We start from the raw sequence: 17,030 nt of genomic DNA on the forward strand, positions 1-17,030 counted from the left end.
GCTGAGGCGGAGCCGGCTTCAGCGCCGTCACCGGCGGCCGCCGCCCCGAGCGCCTCGGCCCCCTCGCCGCAGAGCCTGGTGCATGAGGACGAGGACCTGCCGCCTCTGGAGGACTTCCCCCACCGCTTCACTGACCGTGAGCTGACGTGGATGGACTTCAACGAGCGCGTCCTGGAGCAGGCCGAGGACCAGGACCTCCACCTGTTGGAGCGTGCCTGGTTCCTGGCGATCTTCTCTTCCAACCTCGACGAGTTCTACATGGTGCGCGTGGCCGGGCTCATGCGCCGCATCAAGGCCGGCATCACTCCGGTGCGGGCCTCCGGGCTGGACGCCCATCAGGTGGTCGCCGAGATCACCCGCCGCGCCAAGGAGCTCACGGCCCGCCAGGCCGCGATCTGGCAGGACGACATCCGCCCCAAGCTCGCCGAGCACCACATTGAGATCAAGAGCTGGCAGGAGCTGGACGAGGCACAGCAGGAAGGTCTCACCCGCACCTTCCGCCACCAGATCTACCCGGTGCTCACGCCGCTGGCCGTCGACCCCTCCCACCCCTTCCCCTACATCTCGGGCCTCTCTCTCAACCTGGCGGTGCTGCTACGCAACCCCAAGTCGGGCAAGGAACACTTTGCCCGGGTCAAGGTGCCGGCCTCCCTGCCCCGTCTCATTACGGTCCCCGGCCGCGAGCTCGACACCGTGGACAAGGCTGCGGGCGCGGCCTTCATCCCGCTGGAGGAGGTGGTGGGCCAGCACCTGGACCACCTCTTCCCCGGCATGGAGATCCTGGAGCACCACCTCTTCCGCGTCACGCGCAACGAGAACCTCGAGGTCGAGGAGGACGACGCCGAGAACCTCTTGGCCGCCATGGAGAAGGAGCTGGAGCGGCGGCGCTTCGGTGACTGCGTGCGCCTGGAGGTGACTGACACCATCAGCCCCTTCGTGCGTCGCTACCTCGTGCGAGCCCTTGGCCTGCGTGACGACGACGTCTTCGCCCTGCCCGCCCCGCTGGACCTGCGCTGCCTCAACCAGCTCCACGACCTGGACGTGCCGGCACTGAAGTACCCGCGCTACGTGCCGGTGACGGCCGCCGGGCTCGGGGAGACCGAGACCGCGACCCCGCGCGACGTCTTTGCGGCGATGCGCGAGCACGACGTCCTGCTCCACCACCCCTACGACTCCTTCTCGACCTCGGTCCAGGAGTTCGTACGCCAGGCGGCTGCTGACCCCAAGGTGCTGGCGATCAAGCAGACCCTCTACCGCACCTCGGGAGACTCCCCGATCGTTGACGCCCTCATCGAGGCGGCCGAGGCCGGCAAGCAGGTCGTGGCGATCGTGGAGATCAAGGCGCGCTTCGACGAGGAGAACAACATCTCCTGGGCCCGCAAGCTGGAGCGGGCCGGCGTCCACGTGGTCTACGGCATGGTGGGGCTCAAGACTCACTGCAAGCTGCTGCTCGTGGTGCGCCAGGAGGCTGATGGCCTGCGTCGCTACTGCCACGTGGGCACGGGCAACTACCACCCCAAGACGGCCCGAGGCTACGAGGACCTGGGCCTGCTCACCACGGACCGGGACATGGCCCAGGACCTGACGACCCTGTTCAACTTCCTGTCCGGCTACGCCCCTCGCGCCCGGTTCCGCCGTCTCCTCGTGGCCCCGCGCACGGTACGCAGCGGGCTGATCGAGCGCATTGACCGCGAGATCGAGAACAAGCGTGCCGGCAAGGACGCCTGGGTGAGGATCAAGGTCAACTCGATCATTGACGAGAAGACCATCGACGCCCTCTACCGCGCCTCGCGCGCCGGGGTCAGCGTGGACATCGTGGTGCGCGGTATCTGCGGCATCCGCGCCGGCATCCCGGGGCTGAGCGAGAACATCCGGGTGCGCTCGATCCTGGGACGCTACCTGGAGCACTCGCGCATCTACGCCTTCTGCAACGACGGGGACACCGACCTGTTCATCGGCTCGGCCGACCTCATGCACCGTAACCTCGACCGGCGTGTGGAGGCCCTGGTGCGTATCACCGATCCAGAGATGGTCGCGCACCTGACTTGGTTCGTCACCCACAGCGCCAGCGACGAGGTCACCAGCTGGTGGATGGAGCCGGACGGCTCATGGACCCGCCACGTCACCGGCCCTGACGGTGAGCGTCTGGAGGACATCCAGGACACCCTCATGTCCCTGGCCTCCAAGCGTGTCAAGGGCCGGGGCTGAGGATGGCTGAGAGCAAGAAGGCCGTCGTCCGGGCGGCCGGCGCGCTGGTGTGGCGCCAGGAGGGCAAGGACCTCCAGGTGCTGCTGGTCCACCGGCCGCGCTACGACGACTGGTCCTTTCCCAAGGGGAAGGTCGAACCGGGGGAGTCCTTGCGCGCTTGTGCCGTGCGGGAGGTGGAGGAAGAGACCGGTGCGCGCATCGCGCTGGGTCAGCCCCTGTCCGCCCAGCGCTACAAGCTGGCCGACGGGCGCCGCAAGGAGGTGCGCTACTGGGCCGCCCGCGAGCTGGAGGGTGACTTCCCTGCGCTGGCGGCACGCCAGGAGGTGCGTCCGGCCTCCCCGGAGGAGATCGACGACGTCGTCTGGCTGCCGGTGGGCCAGGCCCGCGGGCGGCTGACCCGCCAGGCCGACCGTGACCTGCTGGGCGAGCTGGTTGACCTGTGGGAGGACGACAAGCTTGACACCTGGACCCTGGTCCTGGTCCGTCACGCCCGGGCTGTCAAGCGCTCGGTGTGGAACCGTCCGCGCTCGCACAGCCAGGAGGAGGACGAGGCCACGCGTCCCCTCACCGCTGACCAGGGCGAGGTCCGAGCCCGCGCGCTGGTCGCCGTCCTGTCCGCCTATGGCGTGGCCAGGCTGGTCACCAGTCCCTGGAAGCGTTGCTACGACACCCTGGCTCCCTACGCCGAGGCGAGCGGGGTGGCGCTGGAGACCGAGCCGGCGCTGACCGAGCACGCGCACGCCGCCCATCCCAAGCGCGCGCGAAAGGTGGCCGAGCGGGCTGTGCGGATGCGCGAGGTCCCCCTGGCCCTGTGCCTGCACAGGCCGGTGCTGCCCACCATCATGGACGTTATCGCCGAGCACGCCCCGGGCAAGCTGCTGCGCTCGGTCCCCGACCGCGACCCGTGGCTCAAGACCGGCGAGATCATGGTCATCCACATGGCACGCCGCTCCCACGGCAAGATCCGGGCCGTGGCGATTGAGAAGCAGCGTCCGGTCCTGTCCGAAGGACGCTGAGGACCAGCGCTCCACGCCCCGCCACAGCGACGACGGCGCAGCCCCCGGCCAGCGTGAGGCGCCGCTGCGCCGTCGTCCGGGCGTGAGGGAGGGACGGCGTGTGTGAAGCCTCTCAGGAGTGTTTACCGACCGTTTACCTCGCCCACCCTCCCGGGTCACCCGGTCTCCCTATGTTCAGTCATGTCGGCCACCAGGTCGACGAAACTGCGGGCCGACCTGCACGGCGGCCCATTGGACTGAATGAGGACGGTCTCCAGTGCTTCTCACCCGTCGTAGCGCGATCTCTGCGCTCTCCGTCGCCGCTCTCGCCACCCTTGCCGCCTGCGGCTCGGACGCCGGCGGTTCCAGCTCGTCGAGCTCCAGCTCCACGGACTCGGCTGCGCCCGCCACTGACCTGACCGGTCAGATCAAGGGTGCCGGCGCCTCCTCCCAGGGTGACGCCCAGGACGCGTGGATGAACGGCTTCCTCGCCGCCAACTCGGGTGCCTCGGTCGAGTACGCCGCCGAGGGCTCGGGCGCGGGTCGCGAGAAGTTCATCGCCGGCGCGATCGACTTCGCTGGCTCGGACTCCTCGATGAGCGAGGAGGAGTTGGCCAAGGTCGACGCCGTCATCGAGGTCCCGCTCTACATCTCGCCGATCGCGGTGGCCTACAACGTCCCCGGCTTCACCGGTGAGACCCACATCAACATGACCCCGGACACCATCGCCAAGGTCTTCTCCGGCACCATCACCAAGTGGAACGACGCCGCCATCGCCGCGGACAACGAGGGCGCTGAGCTGCCCGACCTCGACATCGTCGTCGTCCACCGCTCCGACGAGTCCGGCACCACGAAGAACTTCACCAAGTACCTGGGCAAGGTCGCGGCGGACGTGTGGACCTACGAGGCCGAGGAGACCTGGCCGATCGAGGGTGGCCAGTCCGGTGACGGCACCTCCGGCATGATCGCCACCATCAAGGGCGCCGAGGGCGCGATCGGCTACGCCGACGCCTCCAAGGTCACTGACGAGCTGGGCACCGTGGCCGTGGGCGCGAACGGCAGCTTCTCTCCCTACTCGGGTGAGGCCGCCGCCGCGACCCTGGACGCCTCCGAGCTCAGCGACAAGGCCACCGACACCCAGATCGTCTACGACATCAACTACACAGCCGAGGGTGCCTACCCGATCATCCTGGTGTCCTACCTCATCGCCCACCAGAAGTACGACGACGCGGACATCGCCGCCACCGTCAAGGGCTACCTGGAGTACGCCGCCAGCGAGGAGGGCCAGACCGCCGCCTCCGAGGCCGCCGGAAGCGCCCCGATCTCGGACGGCCTGCGCGAGAAGGTCCTGGCCGCGGTGGGCACGATCGCCTGACCCAGCTCCAGGCTCACGCTCGGGCCCCGTCTCTGCCGCAGGGGCGGGGCCCGAGCGCGGGACCAACCGGGGGTCGGCGCCGCCGTCGCCCGGACAGATCTCAAGGAAGGTCGTTGTGGCCACACGCAACCCAGACGCTACGGACACGGGCGTCGCCATCACCGCCGGCAAGGCTCCCGGGCGCACGGGCAACCGCGTCTTCTCGGTCCTGTCCTTCGGCGCTGGCATCTTCATCATGATCGTCCTGGCCCTGGTGACGATCTTCCTCTTCCGTGACTCCTTCCCTGCCTTCGTCGCGGACCAGGCGCAGCTGGACGAGGACGTGAGCTTCATGCGGGGCAAGAGCTTCCTCTCCTACGCCGCGCCGCTCATCTTCGGCACGCTGCTGTCCTCCCTCATCGCGCTGGCCGTGGCCGTTCCCTTAAGCATCGCCGTCGCCCTGTTCATCTCCCACTTCGCCCCCAGGCGCCTGGCACAGGGCCTGGGCTACCTCGTGGACCTGCTGGCCGCCATCCCCTCCGTGGTCTACGGCCTGTGGGGGTTCCTCTGGCTCGTGCCGCTGATGAACCCCATCTACCAGTGGCTGACCACCCACCTGGGCTTCATCCCGCTGTTCGCGGACTACCAGGCGCCGGCCAAGAACATCATGACCGCCTCGCTGGTGCTGGCCGTCATGATCCTGCCCATCATCACCGCGACCGTGCGCGAGGTCTTCCTGCAGACCCCCACCCTCCACGAGGAGGCCTCCCTGGCCCTGGGCGCCACGCGCTACGAGATGGTGCGTCAGGCGGTGCTGCCCTTTGCCCGCTCCGGCATCATCTCCGCCTCCATGCTGGGGCTGGGTCGCGCCCTGGGTGAGACCATGGCCGTGCTCATGATCATGTCCTCCGGGCTGTTCATCAACCTCAAGATCCTTGCCCCCGGCCAGCACCAGACGATTGCGGCCAACATCGCCAGCCAGTTCCGTGAGGCCTTCGGGCTCTCGCGCGAGGTCCTCCTGGCCACCGGCTTGGTGCTGTTCGTCATCACCTTCCTGGTCAACTCCTTGGCCCGCTGGATCATCGCCCGTCGCGCCGAGTTCTCGGGAGCCAACTGACATGAGTGCACGCAACACTTCTCCCACTGCCGTCATCGACCCCTTGGCTGACCCCTCCGAGGTCTTCGAGGGCGTGCCGCTGACCTCCTACCGGCTGCCGAGCTGGTTCATCTGGGCGGTGCTCGGCGGCGTGTTCGTCCTCATCGGGGCGATCGGCATCCCGCTGGGGTGGTCGCCGGTGGCCATGATCGTGCTCACCGCGCTGGTCTGGGTCGTGGTGTCCACCATCGTGTCCTGGGTGCGTGAGGGCGAGCGCTGGGGCAAGAACACCTTGCTGACGACGCTGGTCTACCTGGCCTTCGCGATCGTCATGGTGCCCCTGGTCTCCCTGGTGTGGATGGTCGTGGTCAACGGATCGGCCCGTTTCAGCCCGGAGTTCCTGCTGACCAATATGCGCGGCTACTCCGAGGACACCGGAGGCGTCTACCACGGCATCGTGGGGACACTGGAGATCACGGGGCTGGCCACCCTCATCTCGGTTCCGCTGGGCATCTTCACCGCGATCTTCCTCGTGGAGTACAACGGCGGCTGGATCGCTCGGGCCGTGACCTTCCTCGTGGACGTCATGACCGGCATCCCCTCGATCGTGGCCGGTCTGTTCGCCTACTCCTTCTTCCTGCTGGTGGCGGGACCGCGTTACCAGGCGGGCATCATCGGCGCTATCGCGCTGAGCGTGCTCATGACCCCGGTCGTGATCCGTGGCGTGGAGGAGATGCTCAAGCTCGTGCCCAACGAGCTGCGTGAGGCCTCCTACGCCCTGGGCGTGCCCAAGTGGCTGACGATTATCAAGGTGGTGCTGCGCACCGCGATCGCCGGCATCACAACCTCAGTCATGATCGCGATCGCGCGCGTCATCGGTGAGACGGCCCCGCTGCTCATCACTGTGGGCCTGCCGCAGACCACGAACTTCAACCCCTTCAAGGGGACGATGGCCACCTTGCCGACCCTGGTCTACAACCAGTACTCCCGCGCGGACGCGGCGGCCTTCGAGCGTGCGTGGGCTGGAGCCCTCACCCTCATCATCATCGTCATGCTCCTCAACCTGCTGGCTCGAGCCGTGTCCTACTACTTCAGCCCCAAGGGTGGCCGGCGATGAGCACTCGCTCGCCACAGCCCACCGCCACCGCCTGACTCAAGGAAACCCAGTGTCTAAGCGAATTGATGTCAAGAACGAGAACATCTACTACGGCGACTTCCTCGCCGTGAAGGATGTCAACGTCACCATCGAGCCCAAGTCCGTCACGGCGCTCATTGGTCCCTCCGGCTGCGGGAAGTCCACCTTCCTGCGCACCCTCAACCGCATGCACGAAGTCATTCCGGGCGCTCGGGTAGAGGGCGAGGTGATCGTCGACGGCGTCAACCTCTACGGCCCGGGTGTGGACGCCGTGCAGGTGCGGCGGGCCATCGGCATGGTCTTCCAGCGGCCCAACCCCTTCCCGACGATGTCGATCGCCGAGAACGTCCTGGCCGGGGCCCGGCTGAACAACCGACGCATGAAGAAGTCGGAGGCCGAGGAGCTGGTCGAGCGCTCGCTGCGCGGGGCCAACCTGTGGGACGAGGTCAAGGACCGCCTGGACCGTCCCGGCTCCGGCCTGTCCGGCGGCCAGCAGCAGCGTCTGTGCATCGCTCGTGCCATTGCCGTCAAGCCTGCCGTCCTGCTCATGGACGAGCCCTGCTCGGCCCTGGACCCGATCTCGACCCTCGCCATTGAGGACCTCATCCACGAGCTCAAGGCGGACTACACGATCGTCATCGTCACCCACAACATGCAGCAGGCCTCGCGCGTGTCTGACATGACGGGCTTCTTCAACCTGGAGGCCACCGGGCAGCCGGGCCAGCTGGTCGAGTTTGATACCACGGACACGATCTTCTCCAACCCGCACGAGAAGGCGACCGAGGACTACATCTCCGGCCGCTTCGGGTGATTCTCGGGCCTCACGCGGCTCTCGCTACCCCTTCGCCTTGTTCGCTACCCCGTAGCCGCGCGCTACCGGTAGCGGACAAGGCGAAGGGGTAGCGACGCTCATGAAGGGGGAGCGGCAGGCCGGGCAGGGGTAGCGAGCACCCGCCATCAGCCGGCGATGAAACCGCCCATGAGACGGGCAATGGCGTAGACCGGACCGCCCACGGCCAGGATTGGCACGATCGCGCTGGCCACGGCGGCGCGACCACCGGGAACCCAACGGTGCGTCCACAGCACCCGGTTGCTCGCCGCCATGAGGATGCCAGCGACGAATCCGCACAGCAGGCACGCTCCCGCGGACTGGAGAGCCGCCGTGGTGCCCGTATGGGCTGGGCCAAAGAATCCGACGGCGGCCAGCACGCCTCCGGCGATCCCTGCCGCCAGGGCAGGCACCGTGACCGTGAGGGTCTCCAGGACCAGCGCGCGGACCTGGAGCGTGGTGAGGATGGCGCCCAGGAGCAGGGCCAGGCAGCACGGGACGATGACGGCGGGGTCCGCAACCCCGGGCTCCAAGGCGCACCACCCGGCTCCGCACACGACGACGAGGTTGCCGGTCACCGTGGCAGACAGGTCCTCCACGAGCCCGGGACGGCCGTCATGGCGCAGCATCTGGGCCACGAAGGCTGCCAGGATGCTCAGTCCCATCACGAGGCCGGCGCTGCCGAAGTCCTGGGTGAGGGCGACCGCTGCCACGGCGGCGATCCCGGTCAGCGCCACGACCACGGTGGCACGCCGGTGATGGCGTGAACGCACCAGCGCAGGCCAGCCCTGGGCGGTCAGCGGCACCAGGATCAGGACGATCACCAGGCGGACCCAGGTGGGTAGCGAGGCCGTGATCGCCAGCAGGATGGGAACCAGCCCGGCCATCGCCAGTCGGGTCCACGCAGGATCGGCCAGGCCGACCTGGGTCGGTACGCGACCGCCAGTGCGGGTCCCATAGGCCCGGTGACGACTGGCGGGCGGCGTCGGGGACTCGTGGCGAGGGTCGGGAGCAGGTGTACTCACAGTCGGCATCGTCGCATACCTGAAACGCCTGGTGTGGAACACTGGAGGGCGACACAGGACGAACCCGCCGTGGCGCGGGGAGGAGGTCGTCGATGCGCATCATCATGCTCACCCGCCACGAGCAGGCTGCCCAGGTGCTCCCCTCCGCCTCCTTCCTGGACTCCGAGGTCCTCTGCCTGTCCCCGGTTCCCTCCTCCTACGCCGCCGTCGAGGATGCCGACGTCGTCCTTGTCGATGCCACCGGGGACCTCACGCGAGCCCGGGCGCTGTGCCAGCTCCTGTCGGGTCCCATGGACTGTCCCCCGATCCTCCTGGTCCTCCAGGACGGTGGTGCCGCCGTGGTGCAGGCGGACTGGGGCGCGAGCGACTTTGTCCTCACCGGCGCGGCTCCAGCCGAGCTGTCGGCGCGGCTGCGGCTGCTGCGCACCCGTGAGCCGGCGCCACGTGCCGAGGAGGGTGGAGACCGCATTGAGGTCGGTGACCTCGTGATCGACGTCAACGCCTACACCGCCCGCCTGCGCGGCCAGATCATTGACCTGACCTACAAGGAGTTCGAGCTGCTGAAGTACCTGGCGGCCAACCAGGGACGAGTGCTCACCCGCGAGACCCTGCTCGACGAGGTCTGGGGCGAGGACTACATCGGCGGCTCGCGCACGGTCGACGTGCACGTGCGCCGCCTGCGCGCCAAGCTCGGCACCGAGCACGATCACCTCATTGGGACGGTGCGCAACGTCGGATACCGGCTGGACGCGCTGGTCGAGTAGACTAGGGCCGACGTCGGGCCGTGTGGGCCCCGGGCTCCAACTCAAGCCGCCGCGAGCGGCATTCGCGCCGACTGGCGCTCTACGGCCCGACGTCCTGATCTCTTGGCGGTGCCGCGGCGCAACAGCAACGTTCCCGCTGCTGGCCCTGGCCTTCCATGACAGCACCGGCCGCTTTCCCCATGGCCTCGCCTGGCGCCCCAGCCAGGAGGGTCAGCCCGTTTACCTCGATGAGCTAGTCTGTCGGCTCGCTGCGGGTTTCCGCCGCCGTTGACCAAAGGAGAACTGGTGCGTCTGCGTCCGCGCAACAATAATGCCGACCTCCTGGCCGCTCTCAGCGCCTTGGCAGACCGCCTGGTGGCCGGCTGCGACCTCGTAGGACGGATCGTCACCGCTGACTTCGCCTCACGGGCCCAGCTGCGTGACGAGCTCCACGCCGTCGAGCATGAGGCCGACGAGATCCACCACCGCTTCCTGCACCTGCTCTCTCACACCTTCGTCACCGCCATCGACCGTGATGACCTGCGCCGCATCGCCGGGCTGCTGGACGACTGCCTGGACGCTGTGGACCAGGCGGGCGATGCCATCGTGCTCTACCAGGCCGGCGCCTTGCCGCAGGCCTGCACCGAGCAGGTCGAGATCCTGCGGCGGGCCGCCGAGCTGACGGCTGGTGCCGTGCCCCGCCTGCGGGCGGCCTCATCGCTGCGTGAGTACTGGGTGCAGGTCAACTCTCTGGAGAACGCCGCGGACACCCTCTATCGCGCGACCATTGCCGAGCTGTTCGCCACCGAGCGTGACGCCATCCGCCTGGTCAAGGTCAAGGAGGTCGTCGAGCGCCTGGAGGAGGCTGCTGACGCCTTCGAGGCCCTGGCTGACGGCGTGGAGCTGCTGGCCATGCGCGAGGGCTGAGTCCCATGACGGGACTGACTGCGGTGCTCCTGGCGCTCGTGCTGGCCTTCGCCCTGGGCTTCGCCTTCACCAACGGCTTCCACGACGCCGCGAACTCGGTGTCTACCACCGTGATGACCCGGGCCGTGACCACGCGACGTGCGCTGGCCATGGCGGCGGCGCTCAACCTGCTCGGCGGGCTGCTTGGCACGCGGGTCGCCGTGGCCATCGGCTCAGGGGTGCTCTCGCGTGAGGACGTCGTGGCCGCCTCGGGGGCGGGCACCGCAGGGGTGGGGCTCGCCGTCGTCGCCGGTGCGCTGATGGGAGCAGTGACCTGGAACCTGGCGACCTGGTGGGCGGGGTTACCGTCCTCCTCCTCTCACGCCCTCATCGGCGCGCTGGCGGGCGCGGGCCTGGCCGGAGGGATCACGGTCCACTGGGAGCTGCTGGCGGGCCTGGTGCTGGTGCCGATGCTCCTGTCCCCGCTCATCGGGGTCCTGGGAGCCTGGGGACTGACGCGCCTGATCCGCTGGCTGGCAGCCGCGCGCCCCTACGGGCGTACCACGCGCCAGTTCCGGCTGCTGGAGACGGTGGCGGCCGCGGCCACGGCATTGGGGCACGGCCTGCAGGACGCCCAGAAGACGATGGGCGTCATGGTGCTGGCGCTGGCGGCCGGCGGAGTCCTGGGGCAGCCTGGTACGGCGCAGGAGCTGGCAGGCCTGGAGGCCGGGACCGTTCCTGTGTGGGTGCGCCTGACGGCCGCGCTCGCGCTGGCCGCGGGCACAGCGGCGGGAGGCCTGCGCATCATCCGGACCCTGGGCTCTGGGATCGCCGAGGTTGACCCGGCCCAGGGCTTTGCGGCCCAGTCCGTGTCCGCCGTCGTCCTCTACGCCACGGCACTGACCTCCGGAGCGCCGGTGTCCACCACCTACACGGTGGCCTCCTCGATCACCGGGGCGGCGCTGGTGCGCGGCCGACGGCGGGTGAACTGGGGGACCGTGGGGCGCATCGCGATGGCCTGGCTCGTGACCTTGCCTGCCGCGGCGTTGCTGGGAGGCGTGGCGACCACGCTGCTGGTAGGACTGGCGCGGCTGGCTGGCTGAACCAGCCAGGAGCGAAGCGCGGTGTTTTTGTCTCAGGGGCCACGTACCCTGCGGCTATGGCGTTTACCTTTCCTGAAGACCTGGCTCCCGAGCTCTACCCCTTGGCCTGGCTCGTGGGCACCTGGCGCGGCTACGGCATCCTGACCTACGGCGAGACCGTGCCGGAGCAGGCGGTGTACCAGGAGATGACCTTCGACCACGACGGCGGCCCCTACCTGCGTCAGACCACCACCATCTGGACGCTGGACGCCACGCGGTCCCAGAACCTTGACTTCGAGACCCCGGGCCTGGAGGGCGCGCAGAAGATCACCCCGGCCCAGATCTGGTCCACGGAGACCACCTACTGGCGGCCCGTCGGCCAGGAGCAGCCTGACGCTGACGATGCCGACACCAAGACCCCCATCACCAGCCTGGAGCTGGTCTCCACGGACCCGGCAGGGCACGTGGGCGTGTGGGAGGGATGGATCCAGGGGCCTCGAGCCCAGGTGGGGACCCAGGCGGTGGGCCGCACCCGCACCGCTGCTGAGGTCACCCAGATGTCCCGCATGTTCGGGCTCGTGGGCGGGGACCTCATGTGGACCCAGGACATGGCTGCCTTCGGCCGCGAGGAGATGACCTCCTACGCCTCCGGGCGCCTGGGGCGGGTGGATGCGCCGGAGGAACCCTCCCAGGACGGCGTGGTCCGCGTTGATGACGCTGCGGCGTCGACGCCGGTGGCTGAGCCTGGCACCGAGAGCCGCTGATGCGCCGCTCACCTCTGCTGGACCTGGACGGGGCCGTGGGAATCGATTCCCCTGACCCTGCTGGGGAGCCGGACCTCCTGGTCCCCGCCCACTTTGGCAACCCTCTGCGCGAGCAGGCGCTCCTGGCTGAGGGACGGGCCGTGGTGGCACTGGCCAGGGACGTCATCGCCGTCAGCGGGCCGGATCGGCTCAGCTGGCTGACCACCCTGTCCAGCCAGGTCCTCACCGGGCTGGCCCCCGGCGACGGCGGAGCCGAGGCCCTGCTCCTGGATGCGCAGGGGCACATTACTCACGCCCTGGCGGCGGTGGATGACGGCGAGACCCTCTTCCTGGTCACGCAGGCTGGAGACGGACCGGTGCTCGCGGACTTCCTGGACTCGATGCGCTTCATGTTGGCGGTGCAGGTGTGCGAGCGTGAGGAGCTGGCGGTGCTCGGTGCCCACGCCAGTGGTCTGGCGGCGCTGGAGACCGCGGCTGAGCAGGCCGGGGCCGGGATCGCCACCTGGCATGACCCCTGGCCCGGCGTGGTCCCCGGCGGCACAAGCTACGACGTCGGCCTGGGCAGCCAGGACCACCCCTACCGCCATCCCGGTGAGCTCTACCGAGCTGGCTACGTCATCGTGGCGGCGGACCAGGTTCGCGCGCTGGTGACGGGTCTGGCTGAGCAGGGCCTGCGGCCAGCCGGTGTCCTGGCGTGGGAAGCGCTGCGTGTGGAGGCGGGGCGCCCACGGTGGGCCCGTGAGGTGGATGCCCGCGCCATCCCTCACGAGCTGGACTGGCTGCGTACGGCGGTGCATCTGACCAAGGGGTGCTTCCCTGGCCAGGAGACCATTGCGCGCACGCTCAACCTGGGCCGTCCGCCGCGCCGGCTGACGATTCTCCAGCTCGACGGGCTGTCCGGTGAGCTGCCGAGCCCGGGGGACCGGGTACTCATGGGTGAGCGTGCGGTCGGGGCGGTCACCAGCGTCGTGCGCCACCACGACTACGGGCCGATGGCCCTGGCACTGCTGCGCCGGGCCGTACCGGTTGAGGCTGCGTTGACGGTTGAGGTCACTCAGCCCGTCTGCCAGGAGGCGACGAGTGAGGCCGGGTCCGGTCTGGGCGGCGGTGAGGAACCAGGGGACGGTGGCCGCGTCGTCGTCGGCCGTGTTGACGCCGCGCAGGAGCTGCTGGTGGGTCCGCAGGGCAAGGCGCAGGCCAGTCCTGCTGAGCGGCCGGGAGCCGGGCTGCGCACGTCGCTGCTGCGCCGGCCAGGCTCGGATCGATAGGCTGATGACGTGAGCGTTCTCTATCTCGTTGCCCACTACACCCAGTACGCCGTGCTGATGGCCTGGCGGTTGTTCCAGTTCGCCGGGCTGGCACTCGGGCTGTGGGCGCTGGTGGATACCCTCATGCAGCGCCCCGAGCACTTCGTCGCCGCGGGCAAGCGCACCAAGGGCTTCTGGATCGGTGTCAACGCCGCAGGTCTGGCCGTCGTCGCCCTCATGGGATCGGCCTCGATGCTGGGGCTGCTTGGTTTCGTGGCCAACGCCGTCTACCTCACGGACGTGCGCCCGGCGCTCAACCTCTACAAGCCGGTGCGGGTGCGTTCTCAGATCCGGCGTCCTGAGGGCCGAGGCGGCCAGGACCCCAACCGCTGGAGGCGCTGATGCGGGCGGTTCTTCAGCGGGTCAACCGCGCGGCGGTGCGGGTCGACGGCGAGGTCGTCGGGGAGATCACCCGGCCCGGACTCATGGTGCTCGTCGGTGCCACGCACGACGACGGTCCCGAGCAGGTGGCCACGGTGGCCCGCAAGATCGCCGAGCTGCGGCTGTTCGACGGCGCGGCGAGCGAGGGTGAGCGCGGTAGTGAGGTCTCAGTGTCGGACTTGGGGGCACCGGTCCTCGTGGTCTCCCAGTTCACCCTGTACGCGGACGTACGCAAGGGGCGGCGTCCGTCCTGGAACCAGGCGGCGCCGGGTGAGGTGGCTGAGCCGCTGGTGGACGCCGTCGTGGCGGACCTGCGCGCTCGCGGCCTGGAGGTGGCCACCGGCGCCTTCGGCGAGCACATGGTCATCGACATGGAGGCTGACGGTCCTGTGACCATCCTCGTGGAGGCGTGAGCGGGCGGGCCGGTGAGGACGCGCTTGGCTACCATCCGCGTCGCTCGTTCCTCGTGCCGCTCCCGCCAGACCCGCCACGCCTGCGCGCATCCTCCCCGGCCCGCCCGCCGGGGCATCCGGGCAGCGTCGGCCTGGCCGGTGAGGACGCGCTTGGCTACCATCCGCGTCGCTCGTTCCTCGTGCCGCTCCCGCCAGTCCCGCCACGCCTGCGCGCTCCACCCGCCCCGCATTCGGACGCCGCGGCTCAGTTTCCGCTGGCCAGTCTGACCTCCGCTGGCCAGTCTGACTTCCGCTGGCTCAATTCACGCAATTCCGACCAGCGGTATTCCGACTGGCCAGCCAAACTCGCGAGTGGCCAGCCAAACTCGCGACTGGCCAGCGGAGAAACCGATCGGCAGGCCAGACTGTCCGGCCGGGGTCAACCGAACGGTGGACACGGGTCAGCCGACCTGCCGCTACCGGCGCTGCCTGTGAGCCATGATACTGGAGTCATGGATGAGAGCACTGTCATCGAGGTCCGCGGCCTGACGAAGTCCTACGGCGGCACACCCGTGCTCCGCGGGCTTGATCTGACCGTGCGCGCCGGAACCATCTTCGCCCTGCTCGGCCCCAACGGCGCGGGCAAGACCACCGCCGTCGAGATCCTCCAGGGCCTGCGGCGCGCCGACGGCGGGACGATCCGCGTGCTCGGCGAGGACCCGGAGCGCTCCTTGCGCGAGTGGCGCGCGCGCATCGGCGTCGTCTCCCAGAGCTCCGCGGACCTCGGCGACCTCACCGTCCGCGAGGCGGTGGCCGGCGCTGCGAGCTTCTTCGAGGACCCGATGCCGATTGAGGACGCCCTCGATCATGTCGACCTCGGCGGCGAGGCCTCGCGCCGCGTGGGCAAGCTGTCCGGCGGCCAGCGGCGCCGCCTCGACATCGCCATGGCGATCGTGGGACGCCCCGAGCTCCTCTTCCTCGACGAGCCCACAACCGGCCTCGACCCGGAGGTGCGGCGCCGCCTGTGGAGCATGATCCGCGGACTGTCCGACGGCGGCACCGCGATCGTCCTCACCACCCACTACCTCGACGAGGTCGTCCAGCTCGCCGACGAGGCGGCCATCATCCTCGGCGGCCGTATCGCCCAGCACGGCGCGATCGACGAACTCACCCATCCGCGCGATGGCAAGACCACCGTGGCGTGGCTCGAGGATGGTCGCCGTCGCGAGGAGGAGAGCTCGACACCGACGGCGGTCGTGCGCCGTCTGCTGGCCCGTCTGGCCCCGGACGGTGGCGAGGTGCCGGAGCTGACGCTGACCACGCCCACGCTCGAGGAGCGCTACCTCGCCCTGGTCGCCGCGCACGAGGCGGGCGAATCGATCGAGCCGGCTGCGCCGTCGTCGGGACCGAGCCCCCTTGCAGGTGGGACGACGGCGCAGCGGTCCGCCCCGTCGTCATCGCGACGCTCCCGGGGCTCCCGTCCGGGCCGGGACTGGTCGGCCATCGGATGGCTGACCCGGTCGAGCCTGGTGTCCTTCGTGCGCGAGCCGGTCGGCTTCGTCATGCAGTTCCTCTACCCTGCCTTCATCCTGGTGATCTTCAACGCCGTCTTCCCCGGCAAGGTCTTCGAGGACATGACCTACGCGACCTACCTCCTGCCCGCCATGGTCACCACCGGAATCCTCACCACGTGCCTGCAGAACCTCGCCGTGTGCGTGGCGGGGGAGCGGGAGACGGGATTCCTCAAGCGCCTGGCGGTTCTGCCCGGGCCGGCGACGGCGCACGTGCTGGGCAAGATCCTGTCCAACCTCGTGCTCGCCAGCACCAACGTGGTGCTCCTGCTGTGCCTCGGGCACTTCGCCTTCGACATCGACCTGCCCAGCGGCGCAGGGTCGTGGGGGCTGCTCCTGCTCACGATCGTGCTCATGACCGCGACCTCGACGGCGCTGGGCATGGCGATCGGGCGGGTGCGGCCGAGCGCGCGGGCGGCCTCGGCGCTGGTGACCCCGATCGTGCTGGTCGTGCAGTTCACCTCCGGTATCTTCTTCCCGCTCGCGCAGCTGCCGGAGTGGATGGTCGACACCTTCTCGATCCTGCCGGTGCGCTGGTCGGCCGAGCTCATGCGCCAGGCCATGCTCCCCGACTCCTTCCAGGTGATGGAGCCGACCGGGAGCTGGGAGACGGCGAAGGGACTCGCCATCGTCGTCGCCTGGTTGATCGGCGGCATCGTGGTGGCGGTCGTGGTGGCCCGGCGCGATCGGGTCGACCGCTGAGCGGCCAGCGTGCGGGTGGCCGAACTGAGCGGCGAGGCGGGTGAGAATATGACGGTGAGCACATCCCTTCCCCTCTGGCAGCCCGCGCCTCGACGTGCAGAGCGGTCGTGGGTATGGGCGGCGAAGCTCGGGGTGCTCGTCCTGGTGATCGCCGAGCTCGTCCTCCTGGCCTGGACCCCGATGGCCCAGTTCGGCTTCTTCCTCGTGTGCCCGCTGCTGTGGGTGGTGCACGACTCCATGCGCGGCGGCATGATCGCGACTCTGAGCTTCGCCGCTGCCGTCATCGTGGTCGCGCTGCTCACCTGGCCCGAGCCGTGGGATGCGGTGGTTATCGCCGTGATCACCTCGGGCTACTCGATGTTCATGGGCCTGTGGATCTGGCGCGAGTCCCAGGCGCGCGAAGCGGCGACGGCGGCCCTGGCGGCGAAGAACGACGCCCTCGACCGCTTGGCGCAGGCGCAGGAGGGGCTGGCCGCCGTCGAGCGCGAGGCCGGCCGCCAGGCGGAGCGTGAGCGCTGGTCCCGCGACGTCCACGACACG

The 17,030-nt window shown here is 69.4% G+C and carries 15 protein-coding genes and 1 pseudogene; 15 read left to right on the forward strand and 1 reads right to left on the reverse strand.

The genetic code is table 11. The features are described 5' to 3' along the window. From HMPREF0058_RS03165 to pstB, 6 genes are all read left to right on the forward strand, one after another. The coding region (locus HMPREF0058_RS03165) for an RNA degradosome polyphosphate kinase (RefSeq protein ID WP_006548236.1) at positions 1 to 2,208 on the forward strand (2,208 nt) is incomplete at its 5' end. 2 nt (positions 2,209 to 2,210) lie between these two features. Continuing rightward, positions 2,211 to 3,224, forward strand: a complete 1,014-nt coding sequence (locus tag HMPREF0058_RS03170; RefSeq protein ID WP_006548237.1) for an NUDIX hydrolase — start codon at positions 2,211 to 2,213, stop codon at positions 3,222 to 3,224. 256 nt (positions 3,225 to 3,480) lie between these two features. Continuing rightward, positions 3,481 to 4,578 (forward strand): phosphate ABC transporter substrate-binding protein PstS, encoded by a 1,098-nt coding sequence (pstS, locus tag HMPREF0058_RS03175; RefSeq protein ID WP_006548238.1) that lies wholly within the window; start codon positions 3,481 to 3,483, stop codon positions 4,576 to 4,578. A gap of 115 nt (positions 4,579 to 4,693) precedes the next feature. Beyond that, complete coding sequence (gene pstC / locus HMPREF0058_RS03180; RefSeq protein ID WP_006548239.1) at positions 4,694 to 5,674, forward strand: phosphate ABC transporter permease subunit PstC; 981 nt, start codon at positions 4,694 to 4,696, stop codon at positions 5,672 to 5,674. A 1-nt stretch (position 5,675) separates the two neighbouring features. Beyond that, entirely contained in the window at positions 5,676 to 6,770 is a 1,095-nt protein-coding gene (gene pstA / locus HMPREF0058_RS03185) for a phosphate ABC transporter permease PstA (protein ID WP_006548240.1), read from the forward strand. Between the two features lie 49 nt (positions 6,771 to 6,819). After that, entirely contained in the window at positions 6,820 to 7,599 is a 780-nt protein-coding gene (gene pstB, locus HMPREF0058_RS03190; protein WP_006548241.1) for a phosphate ABC transporter ATP-binding protein PstB, read from the forward strand. Positions 7,600 to 7,745: 146 nt separating this feature from the next. On the opposite strand, the gene HMPREF0058_RS03195 is transcribed toward pstB, so the two are convergent. Continuing rightward, on the reverse strand, positions 7,746 to 8,642 hold the full coding sequence (locus HMPREF0058_RS03195) for a tellurium resistance protein TerC (protein WP_231550231.1): 897 nt from the start codon (positions 8,640 to 8,642) through the stop codon (positions 7,746 to 7,748). Positions 8,643 to 8,734: 92 nt separating this feature from the next. Here HMPREF0058_RS03195 and HMPREF0058_RS03200 point away from each other — a divergent pair, with 92 nt between their 5' ends. From HMPREF0058_RS03200 to HMPREF0058_RS12650, 9 genes and pseudogenes are all read left to right on the forward strand, one after another. After that, positions 8,735 to 9,406 (forward strand): winged helix-turn-helix transcriptional regulator, encoded by a 672-nt coding sequence (locus HMPREF0058_RS03200; RefSeq protein ID WP_006548243.1) that lies wholly within the window; start codon positions 8,735 to 8,737, stop codon positions 9,404 to 9,406. Positions 9,407 to 9,691: 285 nt separating this feature from the next. Further along, a complete protein-coding gene (locus tag HMPREF0058_RS03205) occupies positions 9,692 to 10,312 on the forward strand; it encodes a DUF47 domain-containing protein (protein WP_065425893.1) in 621 nt (206 codons plus the stop codon). 5 nt (positions 10,313 to 10,317) lie between these two features. Further along, the gene (locus HMPREF0058_RS03210) at positions 10,318 to 11,394 is read left to right on the forward strand and encodes an inorganic phosphate transporter (protein WP_006548245.1); all 1,077 of its coding nucleotides are present in this window, start codon (positions 10,318 to 10,320) and stop codon (positions 11,392 to 11,394) included. A gap of 56 nt (positions 11,395 to 11,450) precedes the next feature. Beyond that, on the forward strand, positions 11,451 to 12,137 hold the full coding sequence (locus HMPREF0058_RS03215) for a heme-binding beta-barrel domain-containing protein (protein WP_006548246.1): 687 nt from the start codon (positions 11,451 to 11,453) through the stop codon (positions 12,135 to 12,137). Beyond that, positions 12,137 to 13,405 (forward strand): CAF17-like 4Fe-4S cluster assembly/insertion protein YgfZ, encoded by a 1,269-nt coding sequence (gene ygfZ / locus HMPREF0058_RS03220; protein WP_006548247.1) that lies wholly within the window; start codon positions 12,137 to 12,139, stop codon positions 13,403 to 13,405. The genes HMPREF0058_RS03215 and ygfZ overlap by 1 nt, the downstream gene beginning before the upstream one ends. 9 nt (positions 13,406 to 13,414) lie before the next feature. Then, positions 13,415 to 13,786, forward strand: a complete 372-nt coding sequence (locus tag HMPREF0058_RS03225; protein WP_006548248.1) for a DUF2516 family protein — start codon at positions 13,415 to 13,417, stop codon at positions 13,784 to 13,786. Beyond that, positions 13,786 to 14,238, forward strand: a complete 453-nt coding sequence (gene dtd / locus HMPREF0058_RS03230) for a D-aminoacyl-tRNA deacylase (RefSeq protein WP_006548249.1) — start codon at positions 13,786 to 13,788, stop codon at positions 14,236 to 14,238. The genes HMPREF0058_RS03225 and dtd overlap by 1 nt, the downstream gene beginning before the upstream one ends. 491 nt (positions 14,239 to 14,729) lie before the next feature. Continuing rightward, positions 14,730 to 16,490, forward strand: a complete 1,761-nt coding sequence (locus HMPREF0058_RS13135; RefSeq protein WP_006548250.1) for an ABC transporter ATP-binding protein/permease — start codon at positions 14,730 to 14,732, stop codon at positions 16,488 to 16,490. 54 nt (positions 16,491 to 16,544) lie between these two features. Then, a pseudogene (locus tag HMPREF0058_RS12650) lies at positions 16,545 to 17,030 on the forward strand (hypothetical protein); the annotation flags it as partial.

This window comes from Actinomyces urogenitalis DSM 15434, from assembly GCF_000159035.1.
In the GTDB taxonomy this organism is placed as follows: domain Bacteria; phylum Actinomycetota; class Actinomycetes; order Actinomycetales; family Actinomycetaceae; genus Actinomyces; species Actinomyces urogenitalis.

Coding starts and splice junctions, on each gene's coding strand:
- HMPREF0058_RS03170 (WP_006548237.1), top strand. CDS start 2,211: ATGGCTGAGAGCAAGAAGGCCGTCGTCCGGGCGGCCGGCGCGCTGGTG.
- pstA (WP_006548240.1), top strand. CDS start 5,676: ATGAGTGCACGCAACACTTCTCCCACTGCCGTCATCGACCCCTTGGCT.
- HMPREF0058_RS03200 (WP_006548243.1), top strand. CDS start 8,735: ATGCGCATCATCATGCTCACCCGCCACGAGCAGGCTGCCCAGGTGCTC.
- HMPREF0058_RS03210 (WP_006548245.1), top strand. CDS start 10,318: ATGACGGGACTGACTGCGGTGCTCCTGGCGCTCGTGCTGGCCTTCGCC.
- HMPREF0058_RS03215 (WP_006548246.1), top strand. CDS start 11,451: ATGGCGTTTACCTTTCCTGAAGACCTGGCTCCCGAGCTCTACCCCTTG.
- ygfZ (WP_006548247.1), top strand. CDS start 12,137: ATGCGCCGCTCACCTCTGCTGGACCTGGACGGGGCCGTGGGAATCGAT.
- dtd (WP_006548249.1), top strand. CDS start 13,786: ATGCGGGCGGTTCTTCAGCGGGTCAACCGCGCGGCGGTGCGGGTCGAC.
- HMPREF0058_RS13135 (WP_006548250.1), top strand. CDS start 14,730: ATGGATGAGAGCACTGTCATCGAGGTCCGCGGCCTGACGAAGTCCTAC.